The sequence below is a fragment of the Mucilaginibacter metallidurans genome (assembly GCF_003286435.2).
Classification (GTDB): domain Bacteria; phylum Bacteroidota; class Bacteroidia; order Sphingobacteriales; family Sphingobacteriaceae; genus Mucilaginibacter; species Mucilaginibacter gossypii.
Genome location: NZ_CP043449.1, coordinates 4,045,677 through 4,061,338 on the forward strand (window position 1 = coordinate 4,045,677; position 15,662 = coordinate 4,061,338).

General features: G+C 42.2%; 10 protein-coding genes and 1 pseudogene. 1 reads left to right on the top strand and 10 read right to left on the bottom strand.

Going from position 1 to position 15,662, the window contains the following annotated elements:
• The 7 genes and pseudogenes from kdpA to DIU38_RS17450 all read right to left on the bottom strand — a co-directional run bounded on the left by kdpA (position 1) and on the right by DIU38_RS17450 (position 8,546).
• Positions 1–1,716 (bottom strand): potassium-transporting ATPase subunit KdpA, encoded by a 1,716-nt coding sequence (kdpA, locus tag DIU38_RS17415; protein WP_112652209.1) that lies wholly within the window; start codon positions 1,714–1,716, stop codon positions 1–3.
• A 9-nt stretch (positions 1,717–1,725) separates the two neighbouring features.
• Positions 1,726–1,803, bottom strand: coding sequence for a K(+)-transporting ATPase subunit F (kdpF, locus tag DIU38_RS34905; RefSeq protein ID WP_083879072.1), 78 nt, complete (start codon positions 1,801–1,803; stop codon positions 1,726–1,728).
• 561 nt (positions 1,804–2,364) lie between these two features.
• Positions 2,365–3,711 (bottom strand): sigma-54-dependent transcriptional regulator, encoded by a 1,347-nt coding sequence (locus tag DIU38_RS17425; protein ID WP_112652208.1) that lies wholly within the window; start codon positions 3,709–3,711, stop codon positions 2,365–2,367.
• Between the two features lie 118 nt (positions 3,712–3,829).
• Complete coding sequence (locus DIU38_RS17430) at positions 3,830–4,030, bottom strand: YqaE/Pmp3 family membrane protein (RefSeq protein WP_090531506.1); 201 nt, start codon at positions 4,028–4,030, stop codon at positions 3,830–3,832.
• Positions 4,031–4,080: 50 nt separating this feature from the next.
• On the bottom strand, positions 4,081–4,632 hold the full coding sequence (locus DIU38_RS17435) for an acyl-CoA thioesterase (RefSeq protein WP_090532037.1): 552 nt from the start codon (positions 4,630–4,632) through the stop codon (positions 4,081–4,083).
• An 81-nt stretch (positions 4,633–4,713) separates the two neighbouring features.
• Positions 4,714–5,834, bottom strand: a pseudogene (locus DIU38_RS34910) (ISAs1 family transposase).
• A 294-nt stretch (positions 5,835–6,128) separates the two neighbouring features.
• Positions 6,129–8,546, bottom strand: a complete 2,418-nt coding sequence (locus DIU38_RS17450) for an ABC transporter permease (RefSeq protein WP_112658121.1) — start codon at positions 8,544–8,546, stop codon at positions 6,129–6,131.
• A gap of 285 nt (positions 8,547–8,831) precedes the next feature.
• On the opposite strand from DIU38_RS17450, the gene DIU38_RS17455 reads away from it, so the two are divergent.
• The gene (locus DIU38_RS17455) at positions 8,832–10,496 is read left to right on the top strand and encodes a M1 family metallopeptidase (protein WP_112658119.1); all 1,665 of its coding nucleotides are present in this window, start codon (positions 8,832–8,834) and stop codon (positions 10,494–10,496) included.
• 129 nt (positions 10,497–10,625) lie between these two features.
• On the opposite strand, the gene DIU38_RS17460 is transcribed toward DIU38_RS17455, so the two are convergent.
• The 3 genes from DIU38_RS17460 to DIU38_RS17470 form a co-directional block, all read right to left on the bottom strand.
• Complete coding sequence (locus DIU38_RS17460) at positions 10,626–10,817, bottom strand: hypothetical protein (protein ID WP_112658117.1); 192 nt, start codon at positions 10,815–10,817, stop codon at positions 10,626–10,628.
• 144 nt (positions 10,818–10,961) lie between these two features.
• Positions 10,962–13,208, bottom strand: a complete 2,247-nt coding sequence (gene glgB, locus DIU38_RS17465; RefSeq protein WP_112658115.1) for a 1,4-alpha-glucan branching protein GlgB — start codon at positions 13,206–13,208, stop codon at positions 10,962–10,964.
• 388 nt (positions 13,209–13,596) lie between these two features.
• Positions 13,597–14,994, bottom strand: coding sequence for an MAC/perforin domain-containing protein (locus tag DIU38_RS17470; RefSeq protein ID WP_112658113.1), 1,398 nt, complete (start codon positions 14,992–14,994; stop codon positions 13,597–13,599).
• Between the last annotated feature and the right edge of the window lie 668 nt (positions 14,995–15,662).

A 15,662-nucleotide genomic window follows, 5' to 3' on the forward strand; every position in this document is an offset into this window, starting at 1 on the left:
TTATTTTAATGAAAAATGTTCAGCTATTGGGCCTAAAGCCAATGACGGGAAGAATGACAGCGCTGCAATAATTACAATCACCGCAAAGATCATCAACCCAAAAGTTGAGGTATCGCTCTTCAATGTACCGGCCGATTCAGGGATATATTTTTTGTTAGCCAACAATCCGGCAATAGCCAGCGGACCAATGATCGGCAGGAACCTGCCCAATATCATCACGATACCGGTGGTATAATTCCAGAAGATATTACCATCGCCCAAACCTTCAAAGCCCGAACCATTGTTTGCTGCCGACGAAGTATATTCATACAACATCTCCGAGAAACCATGCGTACCCGGATTATTTAACCAGGCCGAAGGTTTAACAGCCCAATCGGCGCCGGCAACATTAACCACGTAGTATGATGATATGGCCAAACCTACCAGGATAATGAAAGGGTGGAGCAATGCAATCAGCGAAGCTATCTTCATCTCCCTGGCCTCTATCTTACGACCTAAAAACTCAGGAGTACGGCCAACCATCAATCCTGAAATAAATACTGCTACTATGATAAATATGTAGAAGTTGAGGATACCAACCCCGCAACCACCATAAAAACAGTTAACCATCATGCCCAGCAGCATCATAGTACCTGATACCGGCATAGCGCTGTCATGCATGGAGTTTACCGAACCTGTAGAGATAATAGTAGTCACGATGCTCCAGTAAGCCGAGTTAGCCGGACCAAATCTTACTTCCTTACCTTCCATGGCGCCGGTTGGTTGGCTGATGCCCATTTTTGCAATGGCAGGGTTACCATTCAACTCGGCATTCATAGTCGGGATCAGCAGCATGAGCATACCCAGCGTCATTACGCCAAAAATTACGTAGGCGAATTTCTTTTTATTGAGATAGAAACCCAATGCAAACACCAAAGCGATAGGGATAGCAACCTGCGCTACCAGTTCAACGGTATTGGTTAAATAATTAGGGTTTTCGATAGGGTGGGCAGAGTTTGCACCAAACCAGCCGCCGCCATTTGTGCCTAAGTGTTTAATAGCAACCAGAGGAGCAACCGGCCCGCGGGATACGTGAACAGTATCGCCCTGCATACTGATAAAAGTATCCTTACCTGCATAACTGGTGGTCATGCCGTTAAAAGCGAAGATCACAGCTATCAAAAATGAGATAGGTAATAATATGCGGGTGATTGATTTTACAAAATACTCCCAAAAGTTGCCCAACTTATCAGTAACCTTATCCTTCATGGCCCTAAATACAACTATCAGCGCGGCAATACCTGTAGCTGCTGATACAAAGTGCAGGAACATGAATACAAAATGCTGTGTAAAGTAGGTAGCACCGCTTTCGCCAGAGTAATGCTGCAGGTTACAGTTTACCAAAAAGCTGATGGCAGTATTGAAAGCTGTATCAGGCGACTGCCCTGGGTTAGCGTCCGGGTTAAGCGGCAAATGACCTTGTGCCATTAAACAAACAAAGGCATATATCAGCCAAACGCTGTTAATGGTAAGCAGGGCCAGCAGGTGCTGTTTCCAGTTCATTTCGCGTTTGGTGTCGATACCGCTGAAACGGAAAATAAAGCGATCAAGCGGGGCGAGGAAATCGAGCCAGGTTTTTTCGCCCTTAAATACCTTAGCTATGTAGCGGCCAAGGGGAATGGCGATGGCTAAGGTGAGCAGGTAGGTGAAAATTACACCCGTTAGTTCAGGGTTCATAGTTTAATTTTAAAATTTTTCGGGTTTGAGAAGTACGTATACCATGTAAATGAACACGGCTATTGCTACGATGAATAATGCTGCCATGATTTTAGATTTTTTCGAAGTACGTTACAGATTTAAAAAAGATCCAGAACACCACTACAAATGTGGCCAGGTAAGCGATTGTGAGTAAAGCATCCATTTTTATGTGTTTTTGCAAAGGGCTTTACCAAGCGGATGCCAAGAAAATTAAAACATACATAAATAATTGACTATTAATTATTTATGTATATTCAGAAATATTATTTTATTTATTTAGGGGGAATTGAACTATCATTTTGATAGGTGATTATCAAAGTGGAATCGAGGAAGGTCTTAGCTGCCGGGGGGGGGGTTAGCTGCCGCGGGTTTAGCATAGCGTAACCCGTGGTTAAACACAACTGAAGCTTTCAGCTTCAAATTTAAGCTGAAAGCTTAAATTATACCGCATCACAGGTTACGCTATCGCTAAACCTGCGGCAGATGGGTGGCAAATATCTCCATGCCTCCGGCGTGTGTACGGCGGCCAGAGACCGCTTGATAGTCGACACCCGGCTGGAGCCGAGCGTCAGCGTAGAAAGAACTTTTTATTCAATAAATCCGAAATCGAAATTCCGAAATCCGAAATCATTCCAGATTATATTCCTTCAGCTTTCTATACAGGGTAGCCACACCAATATTCAGCAGGTGCGCTGCTTCTGCACGGTTACCGTGGGTATGGTTTAATACCCGTTGAATATGCAGTTTCTCTACCGAAGAAAGATCAAATGCCGAAATAGGAGCACCGCTTTTTACCTGTTGCTGCTGAACTTCATAAGGCAGCAAGCTCTCATCAAGCACATTGCTATCAGTCAGGATCACCGCACGTTCTACAATATTTTTTAACTCACGGATATTACCGGGCCATGGATACGCTTCCAGTTTTTCTATAAACTCGTCGCTAAGCGTATTTACCTGCTTTTTTACTTTAAGGGCAAAATGCTGCATAAAGTATTCGGCCAGTAGTTTGATATCTTTTTTACGCTCGCGTAAGGCTGGCAGCGTGATTTGAAATACAGAAAGACGATAATATAAATCGGACCGGAAATGGCCGTCATTGATTTCGTTGAGCAAATTACGGTTGGTAGCTGCCAGAATCCGTACATTAACCTGGGTGGGTTTGGTATCTCCTATTTTAATAAACTGCTGCGATTCAAGCACACGAAGCAGTTTAGCCTGCAGATCGTGATCGAGCTCACCTATTTCATCTAAAAATATAGTGCCGCCGTTGGCCTCTTCAAAAAGTCCTTTTTTATCTTTTACAGCCCCGGTAAATGAGCCTGCTTTATGGCCAAACAATTCGCTTTCCAATAATTCTTTTGTGAAAGCGCTGCAGTTTACAGCCACAAATGATTTAGCGCTGCGGTTACTGGCCTGGTGAATGGCTTCGGCAAAAATCTCCTTACCTGTGCCGGTTTCGCCCAATAATAATACAGTTGTATCAGTAAGGGCAACCTTTTGGGCAAGCTTAATTACATCGCTGATAGCCGTTGATTTACCGATAAGCCTGTCAAAACCAAACTTGTCATTCAGCTTGCTTTCCAGTTCTGCAACCTTTTGCTGCAGCAGGGCTTTATCCATGGCCTTGCTTACCAGCGGGATGATCTTTTCGTTATCATCGCCCTTGGTGATATAGTCAAACGCACCGGCTTTTATTGCCTTTACGCCATCATTGATAGTTCCGTAAGCCGTTAATACGATGATTTCGGTGTTGGGATAGTTTTTTTTGATGGTTTCAGAAAGGGTGATGCCATCAATATCAGGTAGCTTTACATCGCTTAATACCACATGTATAGTATCCTGCTGTAATTTTTTAAGGCCCTCTTTGGCTGTAGCCGCAGTAATTACCTCATGGCCTTCCAGTTGTAAAATACGCGCCAACAGGTTGCGGAGGCGTTCCTCGTCGTCAATTATTAATAGCTTACCCTTTTGCATCGTGGCAAATATGACAATTTTAAAGCATGATTTTTAGGATTTGAGGATTTCTTGGTAGAATAGTCCTAAACAACCTCAATCAAAACCTCAGGGAATCCCATAATCATGCGAATCAAGGCTACCAACGATAACGCCTTGTCGCCCGCATCAGTTGCCTGTGGCGTTTAGCCTCATAATAATCGCTGGTTACCAGGATAGAATGAATCACGCCCGGGATCCAGAAGAAAAGAGTTAAAAATATATTCAATATAAATGCACCTATCCTGCCAGTAGTAAGTATGGCAAGCGGTGGCAGTAAAAAGCACAGAAAATATCGCATGGCAGTAGTTTTAATGTTTAAACCATTTAGACGATACATCTGGAAATTTGTTACTGCTTTATTTCTTCACCAAGATTGGGTGGCAACTGATCCCCAAAAAACAAGGCTTTCAGTTCAGTAGCATCATTGGGGTTCATTTTTCCGCCTAATATTAACCTCAATTGGCGGCGGCGAAGCGCACCCTCATACAATGCGCGCTCTTTATCCGTTTCAGGTACCAGCTCGGGCACGGTTGTCTTTTGGCCATCTTTATCCAAAGCAACAAAGGTATAATAGGCCTCATTACTTTTTACTTTAGTGCCTGATGGAATGTTTTGCGCCCATACATCCATCCTTACCTCAACCGACGTAGTGAATGCGCGGGTAACCTTTGCTTCAATGCTGATCACATCACCTAACTTTATCGGCGACTGGAATGATACGTTATCTACCGACGCGGTTACCACGATCCTGTTACAGTGCTTTTGTGCCGAAATAGCAGCGGCAATATCCATCCAATGCAGCAGGCGACCACCCATCAGGTTATTTAAAGTATTGGTATCATTGGGCAATACCAGTTCGTTCATGATGGTGTATGATTCCTGCGGCGATTTTCCGGTCATATTCAGTCTGCTTTTGGGGCAAAGATAGGAAAAAACCTCACCCCAGCCCTCTCTTTTGGGGATTGGCTCAGGGCCGACGCATTAGAAATTTTTGTTAGCTATAAGTGTTAGGAGAAACTTGTGATTCCACCCAGCCATTTTTCTTTTGGCCTTTATGCTGGCTTTGCTGGTTTTGTCAGCCTTTAGAATATTTAAAGCTATCTTTCTGACTACAGCAAGATTTTGTGCAGCCTGACTATTTCGTGTGGTATTATAATCTTCGGCAAAACCAACATCCAGTTGCCAGTGCAACTGGTTTTCTATTCCCCAATGTGTGCGGATGGCTTTGTTAAAATAGGCAGCGTCTGCCTGAAGGCTGGAGATGTAATAACGATTTTGTGTAGTACGGCTGTCCCCAATTATGCGTTCGGAGGTGATTTTGATAATACTCTTTATTCCTTTCCAATTTTCCTTTTCGTCAATCCAGTTAAGTTCATGTATGACCTTGCAGGTTCTGATCTCAGACCGCCCGTGCCCTTTATCCAGATGCTGGCTGTAACTGTCTTCCCTGAAGTTAAACTGGTTGGTTACCTGGTCATAAAACGTTTCATGGTTTTGCTTCAGGGCCAGGATATAATCCCCCTGACTTTCGATAATCTTTTCAGCGATTGCTTTTTGGGTGCCCATCGCATCGATGCTGACTACTGCCCCTTAATGTTCAATAAAGATAGTAATGCCGGGATGGCACTAATCTCATTACTCTTGTCAGCCACCTTTTGTTGCCCAAGTACCAACTGATTACGGCCTGACCAGGCACTTACCAAATGTAATGCCCCCAATCCCTGATGCTTGCAGGCGCTATTGCAGACGCTCTTTCCATCGATAGCAATCAGTTCCCTTTCGCCAGATGTACCTGTTGTTTGAAGGCTCTGGCCAAGTTCCGCCGTCCAGGCGCGGAAACAGCGTTCAAAAACATCCGCATCGATCATCATAAAAACGCGATTGATCGTATCATGACTCGGTATGCCATTTTCAAGCGGTAGCAACTGTTTTAAAAAGTCTTCTTTTTCCTTGCCAAACTCCTCCATTTCGTACCAGCTTTCCGCACCGCATACAACCGCCAATACCGATAGGATTATTACTTCCAGTAAATTATGTTTCTTATTATTGCCCGTGCGCGGATCGGGTATCCATCTGAAATGATCTTGGAGTGAGGTTGTCATATTCTTTTTACAAAGAAAAAACTCTAAAAGGCTTTACCCCCCCGAACATTTAAACTTATTCCCTCTTTACCAACATTTTGTTGGTAACACTACTCATTTTTACCGTTTCTTATACGTCAGCCCTGGGGATTGGCTGAACGTACCTTGTAAATGTTTTGCCCCTGCCGAAATCCCCTTGCCCTGAAATAAAAACATGTCATTATAAGAAGAACGACGAAGCAATCGCACGCAATACAGGGCGACCATGCTTTCGTACGATTGCTTCGTACCTTATAATGACGTGTTTTTTGTTTCCTACTCCGTCTTCAAACTCTTTACCGGGTTCATAAGCGCGGCTTTCACGCTCAAAAACGAAACCGTTGCAAAGGCAACCAGCAACACCAGGAAAAATGGAATAACAAACAGGAAGGGGTTGATATCCATCCTGAAAGCATATGTTTGCAGCCATTGATGAATAGCGTACCAGCCTATTGGTGCCGAAATCACAAACGATACCACTACAAGCAGGGCAAAGTCTTTATACAACAATCTTAAAATACTGTTTACTGAAGCTCCCAGTACCTTGCGTATGCCAATTTCCTTGGTGCGCTGTACAATGGTGTATGATACGAGGCCAAATAAACCTAAACAGGCCACAAAAATGGCGATGCCGGTAAATACGCCAAACACCTGCCCAAAGCGCTGATCAGTTTTGTATTGCTCGTTAAAATGCTGATCTAAAAAGAAATAATCAAACTGGTCGCCTGGAAAAAAACTGGCCCAGGTTTTCTTTAAGTCGGCGATGGTTTGCGGCATATTGGTTGTACTTACCTTTACCGATACCGGGCCCCGAACATCAGGGATACAACGGAAGATCATGGAATCGTAGGCATCATGTAAGGATTGCTGGTGAAAATTATCGGCCACTCCTATTATCTCATAAACCTGTCCCCAAAAATCGATGCGTTTGCCAAGGGCATCGGCAGGTTTGCTAAAGCCTAACTGTTCAACCCCTTTTTTGGTGAATATCACTTTATGTGGTTCATCTCCAAACTCTTTCGAAAACTTACGACCGGCTATCAGTTTGATATCGTAGGCGTTAAGGTAATCGTAATCGGCACCGATAATGCGGTATTGTTTGCTTGTACTTTGATTTGAGCCAACCAACTTAATACCGCCAGCATTCCATTGCACAGGTTCACCGGGGATTGAGGTTGATACGGTTACACTTTTAACGGCAGATTGCGTCAGGCATTCGTGTTTAAATGAGCTCATGCTACGGTAAAACGAATCTACCTTAACCAACGGAGCTTTAATGACCAGTGTTTGATCTATTTTTACCCCTAACTTTTGGCTTTGCATGTATTTAAGTTGCTTGAACACTGTAAGCGATCCTATCAGTAAAAAGATCGAGGCAGCAAACTGGAATACCACCATTGCCTTACGTAATATCACTCCACTTGGCGATGCTAAGATTTTGCCTTTCATCACCTCAACCGGCCTGAACGCCGATAATACAATGGCCGGGTAAAAACCGCTGAAGAATGAGCCCAACACAAAGATTCCCAAAACAGCCAACCAAAAAGTTGCTTTAGCAAATAACGTAAAACCCATCTGCATGCCGGAAATATTGGCAAATGCAGGCAAACAGGCCATAATGATAAGCAATGCCAGGCCTATAGCCATGGCGTTAAGCATCATGGCCTCCAACATGAACTGGGTAATCAACTGTGCTTTTGCCGAGCCCAAAGTTTTACGCACCCCAACCTCTTTAGCCCGGCCAATGCCTCGGGCAGTAGCCAGGTTGATATAGTTGATCCATGCTATGATGATCACAAAAATAGCGATGCCCAAAAGCAGGTACACCGACTTGCCATCTCCATTGGGCTGAAACTCCAGCATCCTGTTGGAATACAAGTGGATATCCTTTACCGGCTGAAGTGTATAAATGCCGCCTTCGCCCGTGCCGGGATATTTATCATAAGCTTTTTTCACTACAGGGATAAACTTAGCTTCCAAAGCACGCGGATCAACTCCGGGTTTAAGCAGCAGATAAGTTGTGCAGCCGTCACTTAGCCAGGCATTATCGAGATTAAAATCTTTATTAGGCGGATTTTCTTTAAGCAGCGTAGCGTAGGATTGCATGATATCGAAATTCATATGCGTGTTGGCAGGCATATTTTCCATTACGCCGGTAATTTTAAGCGGCTTATCTGTATTAATATACAGGGTTTGCCCAACGGGATTTACGCCACGAAAAAGCCTGTCAGCAATTTGTCGGGTAATTACCGCGGTGTTGGGTTCTTTAAGTGCGGTATTCCCGTCGCCGTTTATCAGCGGGATAGAAAATGTTTTGAAAAATGCATCGCTTACATAGTAAACATTCCGGATCACCATTTTCTGATCCCTGTAATTGGCTATGGTTTGCCCTGCTCCTACAATTTTTACGTACTCTTCAACATCGGGCAGCGCATTTTTAAATGCTGTGCCGGGTGCAAAAGCCCCGCCGGCCCATTGAGTACTTAACTTGCCATTGTTATACCTGTCCTGATTAATCCGGAAAACGCGGTCTTTTTTGGTGTGGAAATCATCGAAACTAAGCTCAAAGCTAACATATTGCAAAATGAGCAGGCATGCCGCCATACCAATAGCCAGCCCTATTATATTAATAGCGGAGAAAGCTTTGTTTTTTGAAAGGTTTCTAAAAGCAACCAGCAGGTAATTTTTAAGCATAATTGTAATGGTTTATACCTGAATTTCAGCTAATTATATGCCTTGTTGTTAATTTACTGAATATCAATTAATTAAAGAAAAGCACAATCTACGAAACTGTTCGTTTTCGAACAGTAACTGTGCGGTTGTAGAGTGATTTGGAAATTCGCGATTGAAAATTAAAGGTGGGGGGGTATAAGTCGTTGGGACGTTTAATAAAAGCTCCTGCAAGCGAAAATTCACTATTTTAGTGGTTCAAGGTTGGCAACAACCACCGATACATCACGCCCTACAAGATACTTATCTATGACTAAAAAAACATATACGTTTATAATCCTAAGCTTGTTAACCTGCAAATTAATTGCACAACAAAACGATAGGCCAATCAAACCAACGCATCAGGATACTTTAAAAGGGTCGATAACGCCAGAACGGGCTTGGTGGGATGTTCTGCGCTATGATCTGACCATAAAACCAGATTACAATAATCAAACGATCTGCGGTAGCAATATTATTCAATATAAGATTGTTAAAAATAAACACACCGCGCTCATGCAAATAGACCTCCAATCGCCTCTTAAAATAGATAGTATCAGAACGGGAAACGCAAAGTTATCTTTTATACAAAACGGCGACGCTTGGTTTGTAAAGCCCCTACAACGGTCAAAAAATAACGTTCAAAACATTACGATTTACTATTCGGGCAAACCAAAACAATCAGTTAACCCTCCATGGGATGGTGGTTTGGTATGGCAAAAGGACTCTGTAGGCAGACCATGGATGGCTGTAGCCTGTCAATTGCCAGGCGCGAGTGCATGGTTTCCATGTAAGGTTTACATTGGCGATAAACCAGATAAAGGAGCTTCGGTTACAATAATTACACCAGATACATTAGTCGCGGTATCAAATGGAAGGCTTCAGCGGCAACTTAAAAATACAGATGGCACCTCAAGCTATACCTGGGCAGTGAACAATCCTATAAATAATTATGGGCTTACCTTTTATATAGGAAAATATGAACATGTAAGTGAAAAATTTAACGGCGAACGCGGTAACCTTGATCTGGATTTTTGGGTACTGGATTATAACCAGGGAAAGGTAAAAGATTACCTGGTTGCCGAAGTTCGAAAAACTTTAACATCATTTGAGCACTGGTTTGGCCCATACCCATTTTACAGCGACGGCTTTAAGATGGTTGAAGCATCGTATATAGGAATGGAACATCAAAGCGCTATCGGCTATGGAAACAAGTTTAGATTGGGTCGCTTTGGTCTTAATCCCAAACGGCTAACTTATTGGGATCAAAAAACCGACCGGATGGTGGTTCATGAAACAGCGCACGAATGGTTTGGCAACAATATAACGGCAAGTGATCCTGCCTACGGCTGGTTACAGGAAGGCTTTGCCGGTTATGCGGAGGAATTGGTTATCGCCGATCTTTACGGGCCAAAAGCGTCCCACGATTTCTTTTTGAGCAGGACTACCAATCGGATAGGCAACAAGACTCCGGTAATTTCTCCCGACAATATTTTTAAAGACGGAGGTGAAGACGCCTATCTGAAGGGTTGGGTTTTAATCCACATGTTACAGGCTATTATCAATAATGACGATAAATTCAGGGAAGTGTTACGAGGACTTAACAGAAGCTTTTATCACCAATCGGTAAATTCGGCACAGATCGAAAACTATATCAGTAAGGTCAGCAAAAAAGATCTCAGCAAGATATTTGACCAATATTTAAGAACCACACAGATCCCTGTATTGGAATATAAAATTGATGGAAAAAGCTTCGAATACAGATTTACAAATTGTATAGACGGTTTTACCATGCCCGTTAAAATCAAATTGATTGATCAATGTTGGATTACCCCCTCAACGAACTGGCAGTCACTGAAATTAGAAGATCTTCCTACTGTCGACTCATTAGCTATTGATCCTGATTTTTATATTCAGGCAAAAATCGTTAAGTAACTTAATTATCAACCAGGTACCTGGTCCGCCTTACAGATTATTGGGCAAAATAAACAAAAGGGATATTATTATGGGCAAAGCGTGGTAATTGCAGGAAGATAGAAATGCATTCTAATATCTAAGTTTATCTCACATCAACTCATTATCCTTTTTAACATGATAAGCCTTGTACGATAAGTAAAACAAGGCCAAAGCTGGCAGAGCACCAAGGATTACCCCAACTGTATTTGGCTTTGGATAGGTAGCCACAATTTGCGCAATAAACAATATCGTGGCAACTATACCACCTATAAGATAAAGATATTTGAATTTGGGGTTCATAGGCTATTTACAAATTTAACAACGTCATCCTGAACTTGTTTCAAGACCTCGCAAATGGCTAATGCTCTTATTTACTAAGCGCATACCTTGCATGTGGGGTCCCGAAACAAGTTCGGGATGACGCGTTTATTTTATCAGGCCAGCTTACCGTTTCAATTCATATTTAGCAGGCACATCAAGTACCAGTTTAAATACCGCAGCCGCAAGCGGCGGTATAGTAATTTTGATAGACTGGCTTTTGCCATGCCAGCTTACCTGGTCGCTATTTACAGGCTCATAATTGATGATGCCGCTGCCCCAGTATTTTTCATTATCCGAATTAAAGATCTCTTTCCACTTACCAGCAGCAGGTACGCCTATGCGATAATCACGGCGTACAACAGGGGTCATGTTCAGGATGACCATCAGATCGTTTTTACTGTCGTGTCCCATCCGACGGTAAACCAGTATGGAATCGTTGGCATTGCCGCCGTCAACCCATTCAAAGCCCTGGTGCGAAAAGGCCTTTTCATACAGCGCAGGCTCTGTACGGTATAAATGGTTCAACGCCTTAACTGTTTCGCTAATACCCTGGTGATTTGGATACTGCAGCACATGCCATTGTAACGATTTGCCGAAATCCCATTCATCGCCCTGCCCAAATTCGCCGCCCATAAAGAGTAGTTTTGAACCGGGGTGTGTGAACATATATCCGTACATCAGCCTCAGGTTGGCAAACTGCCTCCACTCATCGCCGGGCATTTTGCGCAACATACTACCTTTACCATACACAACCTCATCATGCGAGAAAGGCAGCATAAAGTTTTCGGTAAAGGCATATATGGTACTAAAAGTTATTTCGTTATGATGGTATTTACGGTGAATAGGATCCTCATGAAAGTAATCAATAGTATCATGCATCCAGCCCATCATCCATTTCATCCCAAAGCCCAGGCCGCCTAAATAAACCGGGCGACTAACGCCGGTAAATGACGTAGATTCTTCAGCTATGGTTTGTACCGATGGAAAATGGCTGTAAACAGCTTCGTTAAATTCTTTCAGAAATGATATAGCTTCGAGGTTTTCGTTACCTCCATACCTGTTAGCTTCCCATTCGCCATGCTTGCGCGAATAATCAAGGTACAGCATTGAGGCCACCGCGTCAACGCGTAAACCATCGGCATGATACCTTTCCAGCCAAAAAAGCGCGTTGCTGATCAGAAAAGCCCTTACCTCGTTTCGGCCGTAGTTAAAAATATATGATTTCCAGTCGGGGTGAAAACCTTTGCGGGCATCGGCATGCTCATAAAGGTGTGTACCGTCAAATTTATACAGCGCATGGATATCTCCCGGAAAATGCGAAGGCACCCAATCCAGGATTACGCCAATACCGGCTTTGTGAAATTCTTCAATCAGGTACATCAGTTGTTGTGGTGTACCGTAGCGTGATGCCGCTGCAAAATAACCACTTACCTGGTAACCCCAGCTCGGATAATACGGGTGTTCCATAATAGGCATAAACTCCACATGGGTGAAGCCCATTTCCTTTACATAAGGCACCATTTTTTCGGCAAGCTGAGTGTAAGTTAAAAACTCGTCCGGACTTTCGGGATTACGCGCCCATGAACCCAAATGCACTTCGTAAACCGAATATGGCCTGTCGAGCGCGTTATGTTCATGACGGTTCTGCATCCAATCCTGATCCTTCCACTCATAAAAAGTATCGGCAACTATAGAGGCAGTACGCGGCGGCAGTTCCCAGCGTAAAGCAAAGGGATCGCTTTTTTCCAGGTCTTCGCCGGTTGATGATTTGATATAGTATTTATACGTTTCGCCATTGCCAACATTTGGAATAAAACCTTCCCAAATACCCGATGAATCCCAGCGGGCATTCAAACTATGCGAACCGCGGTTCCAGCCGTTAAAGTTGCCAATTACCGCTACGTATTGTGCGTTTGGGGCCCAAACGGCAAAATAAGTCCCAACAACACCCTGATATTCCACCACGTGTGAACCCAGTTTTTCGTACAGTTTATAATGTTTGCCCGACTTAAATAAACTGATATCAAAATCAGTAAAACGGCTGTATGGTTCAACCGCTTTAAGCTTTGCAGGTTGCGGGGCTATTTCTGTCGGGGTATCGGCATTCACCGCTTTCTGCTTAGAAGGCGCAGCTTTTTTAATGGCAGCAGGCTTTTCAGCAGCAATCGATTTTGTTTTAACCGGTACAGCTTTCTCTACAGCGACAGGCTTTTCGGCAGCCGCTTTTTTTGTTTTAACTGCTTTTTTAGGTTCCGGGGCTCCTGTTTCAGGCGTTACTTTATCGGCTTTGACCTTAGTGACGGCTTTTTTTTCCTTTACAGGCTTTGTATCCGGTAAGGGGTTCTCGGTTTTAGTTGTTTTTTTGGCCATGATATAGATAACCTGTTAGAGTGTTAGTAGATAACCCAAATCACAGGAATGAGTTTGGTTTATATGTAATCAAATATAACAGGATTAATATATTATGCAGGGTTTTGGAGATTTATTTTTGGAGTGGTAGATGGAGACACTATCAGCACCGCCGGAGCGATCAGTTAACTATATCATATTTGTTTTTGGATCAGTTATCGGACTGGATTCTTTAAAATACCAAAAAAGTGATGACCGATTTCGAAAGCCATGTAATTTTTCACTATCAAAAACAATCTGGTATTTGTTGGCTTAGGGTAAATTTCAGAAAGGATAAAATTGAAAATGCATTTGGATAAAATACAAAAAGGCGCGTCAAATGACCACGCCTTTAAAAATACTTTATGAATTATTCAATATATCCCATAATACCGTCCAATGTCCATCCATTTTTAGGCCCAAGTTCATTTACATCTACAGAATAACAGTGTGCTCCTCTACTATTGCGATAACGATACAAAGGTTTTGACCCCGGTACTTGAGTAGGATTGATATATCCCTGCGTACCTTCTTGGTTAGCCTGAGAAGGGATCTCATTCACGTTACAAGTAAAAAAGTGATATCCTGCCTGGTATTGATACCATCTTAAAACAGGCACTAGCCCCCCCTTAGTATTATCGGTATAAACATTCCCTAAAACGCCTTCAACCTTCCAGCTTGGTAAATTAGATACTTCGCTTGGATTTGTTAAAATCATGTAATCTTGATTGGCAGTACTAAAGCATCGGTAAAGAGGTGCTTTATCAAATACAGCCTGTACTTGATTACCTGGCAAGAATACATTATTAATATAATCCTTAACTGCTTTTGATTTTACCGGATCGGCAATTAAATCGTAAATACCAATTAAACCAGAACTCGGGATATCAATAAGCACTGCGTTTTGCGCATTGGTAGTACTTTGCCAGGCTCCAAAATCAATAGGTGGGGTATTTTGATCAAATACGATAGTATTTGGAGTTATTCCAACAGTGGGGTCTCCACCATGAGTTACATAGTGCACATATTGATTAAAGTTACTGCTGCTTTGTGAATGCTGTGAGTTAATGCCAGCATTGATTGAAAACAAACTGCCTAAACTTTGATCTAAACCTGCGGATGCGGCTGTCTTTCTATCAGAACTTGATGTTTGCGAACGGTAGGTTATCTGTAGTTTAGCCCCCAACATAATATCCGTCAAAAAGAAGGCACCGTATTGACGAACTAATTGTTCTGGAGTAAGGATACCTATATCGGTTTTAAAATTTGATGTTAAGTATTGTTGGAGTATAACAGTCGGCGCATTAAACTTTAGCTCACGCTGTTGTAATAAAAGATTATAGCTGCCATAAATATACTTTGAATTAAAAGAGGATACATCAGAATAAGCAGAAGTGATACTTGCTTTGAATAAAGAAAAGCCAACAGTTGCATTTAAATGTGCAGACAGGTCGCTTGAGTAATGCTGTACGTTATCCCCATATGAAAATGTCGAATTCCTACTTGTACTTACATTCTTAACTACCCTGGTAGGATCTGCTGCATAAAGCTTCGCAACGTCAATAATTGGAAATGTTGTGGAAACCGAATTCCCATATTCACCTGTTACATCATAGCCAAAACCTAAAACATCCCATGCCTGGTCTCCAGCAGCATGTGCCGTCAACTTTCCAGGAGACGTTTTTGTTTGATCGGGAACTAATTGTGCATTTTTGCTGCAAGACCACAGCATCATCATCAAAGAGATAATGAATAGATTTTTTTTCATAAAACAATAAGGTATAAGTTTAATATTTTTCTCAAAGGTAATACTTAGTAATAATAAATAGCAGACTTATTTCTATAAAAAATCGTAATATACTTTTAATCAAGACATTTAGATTATAGATTTTTATATGACAGAAAATAAAGATAAGCACTACGACGATAGTTATTAAAGGGTATTTAGCACCCTCTGTTTATCATATCAGGCTATATATTAGTCAATTATATATCCTTAACAACAGAACACGCATCACAAAACTTAAAGGTATTAGTAAGGTCCAGCCTTTCGGACTGGCAAAACCGTGTCATGTAAAGTTAGTATCTTCATGACGGCAATTAGCTGTTACAGTAAGCTAAAAACAACTGATATTTTAAAATTGCACCAAAACAGGTAGGGTATGACTAAAGCAAGGTTCAGCAGGATGAACAGATCCAAGGACAAGAAAATTCAATTCAAAATAGAAATTAAAAACCTACCTAATGCTCAAAAACAACTTAATTAATTTATGAACAACTTACAGAAAAATCATCATAACGTCCGAAGCGCTTTATTGACATAATGCTTATGCAAACTCCCTGTAAAGTTAGCTTTTACTTCTTATCTTTCGATGGTGCGCGGAGGAAATAAACAATAAAGTTTGAAATAAAAAACGTTAACGCTTTAGTACTAAG

Excerpts from the sequence above, each read along its gene's own strand:
- kdpF (WP_083879072.1), bottom strand. The coding sequence starts at position 1,803 with ATGGCAGCATTATTCATCGTAGCAATAGCCGTGTTCATTTACATGGTA.
- DIU38_RS17470 (WP_112658113.1), bottom strand. The coding sequence starts at position 14,994 with ATGAAAAAAAATCTATTCATTATCTCTTTGATGATGATGCTGTGGTCT.
- DIU38_RS17455 (WP_112658119.1), top strand. The coding sequence starts at position 8,832 with ATGACTAAAAAAACATATACGTTTATAATCCTAAGCTTGTTAACCTGC.
- DIU38_RS17435 (WP_090532037.1), bottom strand. The coding sequence starts at position 4,632 with ATGACCGGAAAATCGCCGCAGGAATCATACACCATCATGAACGAACTG.
- DIU38_RS17460 (WP_112658117.1), bottom strand. The coding sequence starts at position 10,817 with ATGAACCCCAAATTCAAATATCTTTATCTTATAGGTGGTATAGTTGCC.
- DIU38_RS17425 (WP_112652208.1), bottom strand. The coding sequence starts at position 3,711 with ATGCAAAAGGGTAAGCTATTAATAATTGACGACGAGGAACGCCTCCGC.
- kdpA (WP_112652209.1), bottom strand. The coding sequence starts at position 1,716 with ATGAACCCTGAACTAACGGGTGTAATTTTCACCTACCTGCTCACCTTA.
- DIU38_RS17430 (WP_090531506.1), bottom strand. The coding sequence starts at position 4,030 with ATGCGATATTTTCTGTGCTTTTTACTGCCACCGCTTGCCATACTTACT.
- glgB (WP_112658115.1), bottom strand. The coding sequence starts at position 13,208 with ATGGCCAAAAAAACAACTAAAACCGAGAACCCCTTACCGGATACAAAG.
- DIU38_RS17450 (WP_112658121.1), bottom strand. The coding sequence starts at position 8,546 with ATGCTTAAAAATTACCTGCTGGTTGCTTTTAGAAACCTTTCAAAAAAC.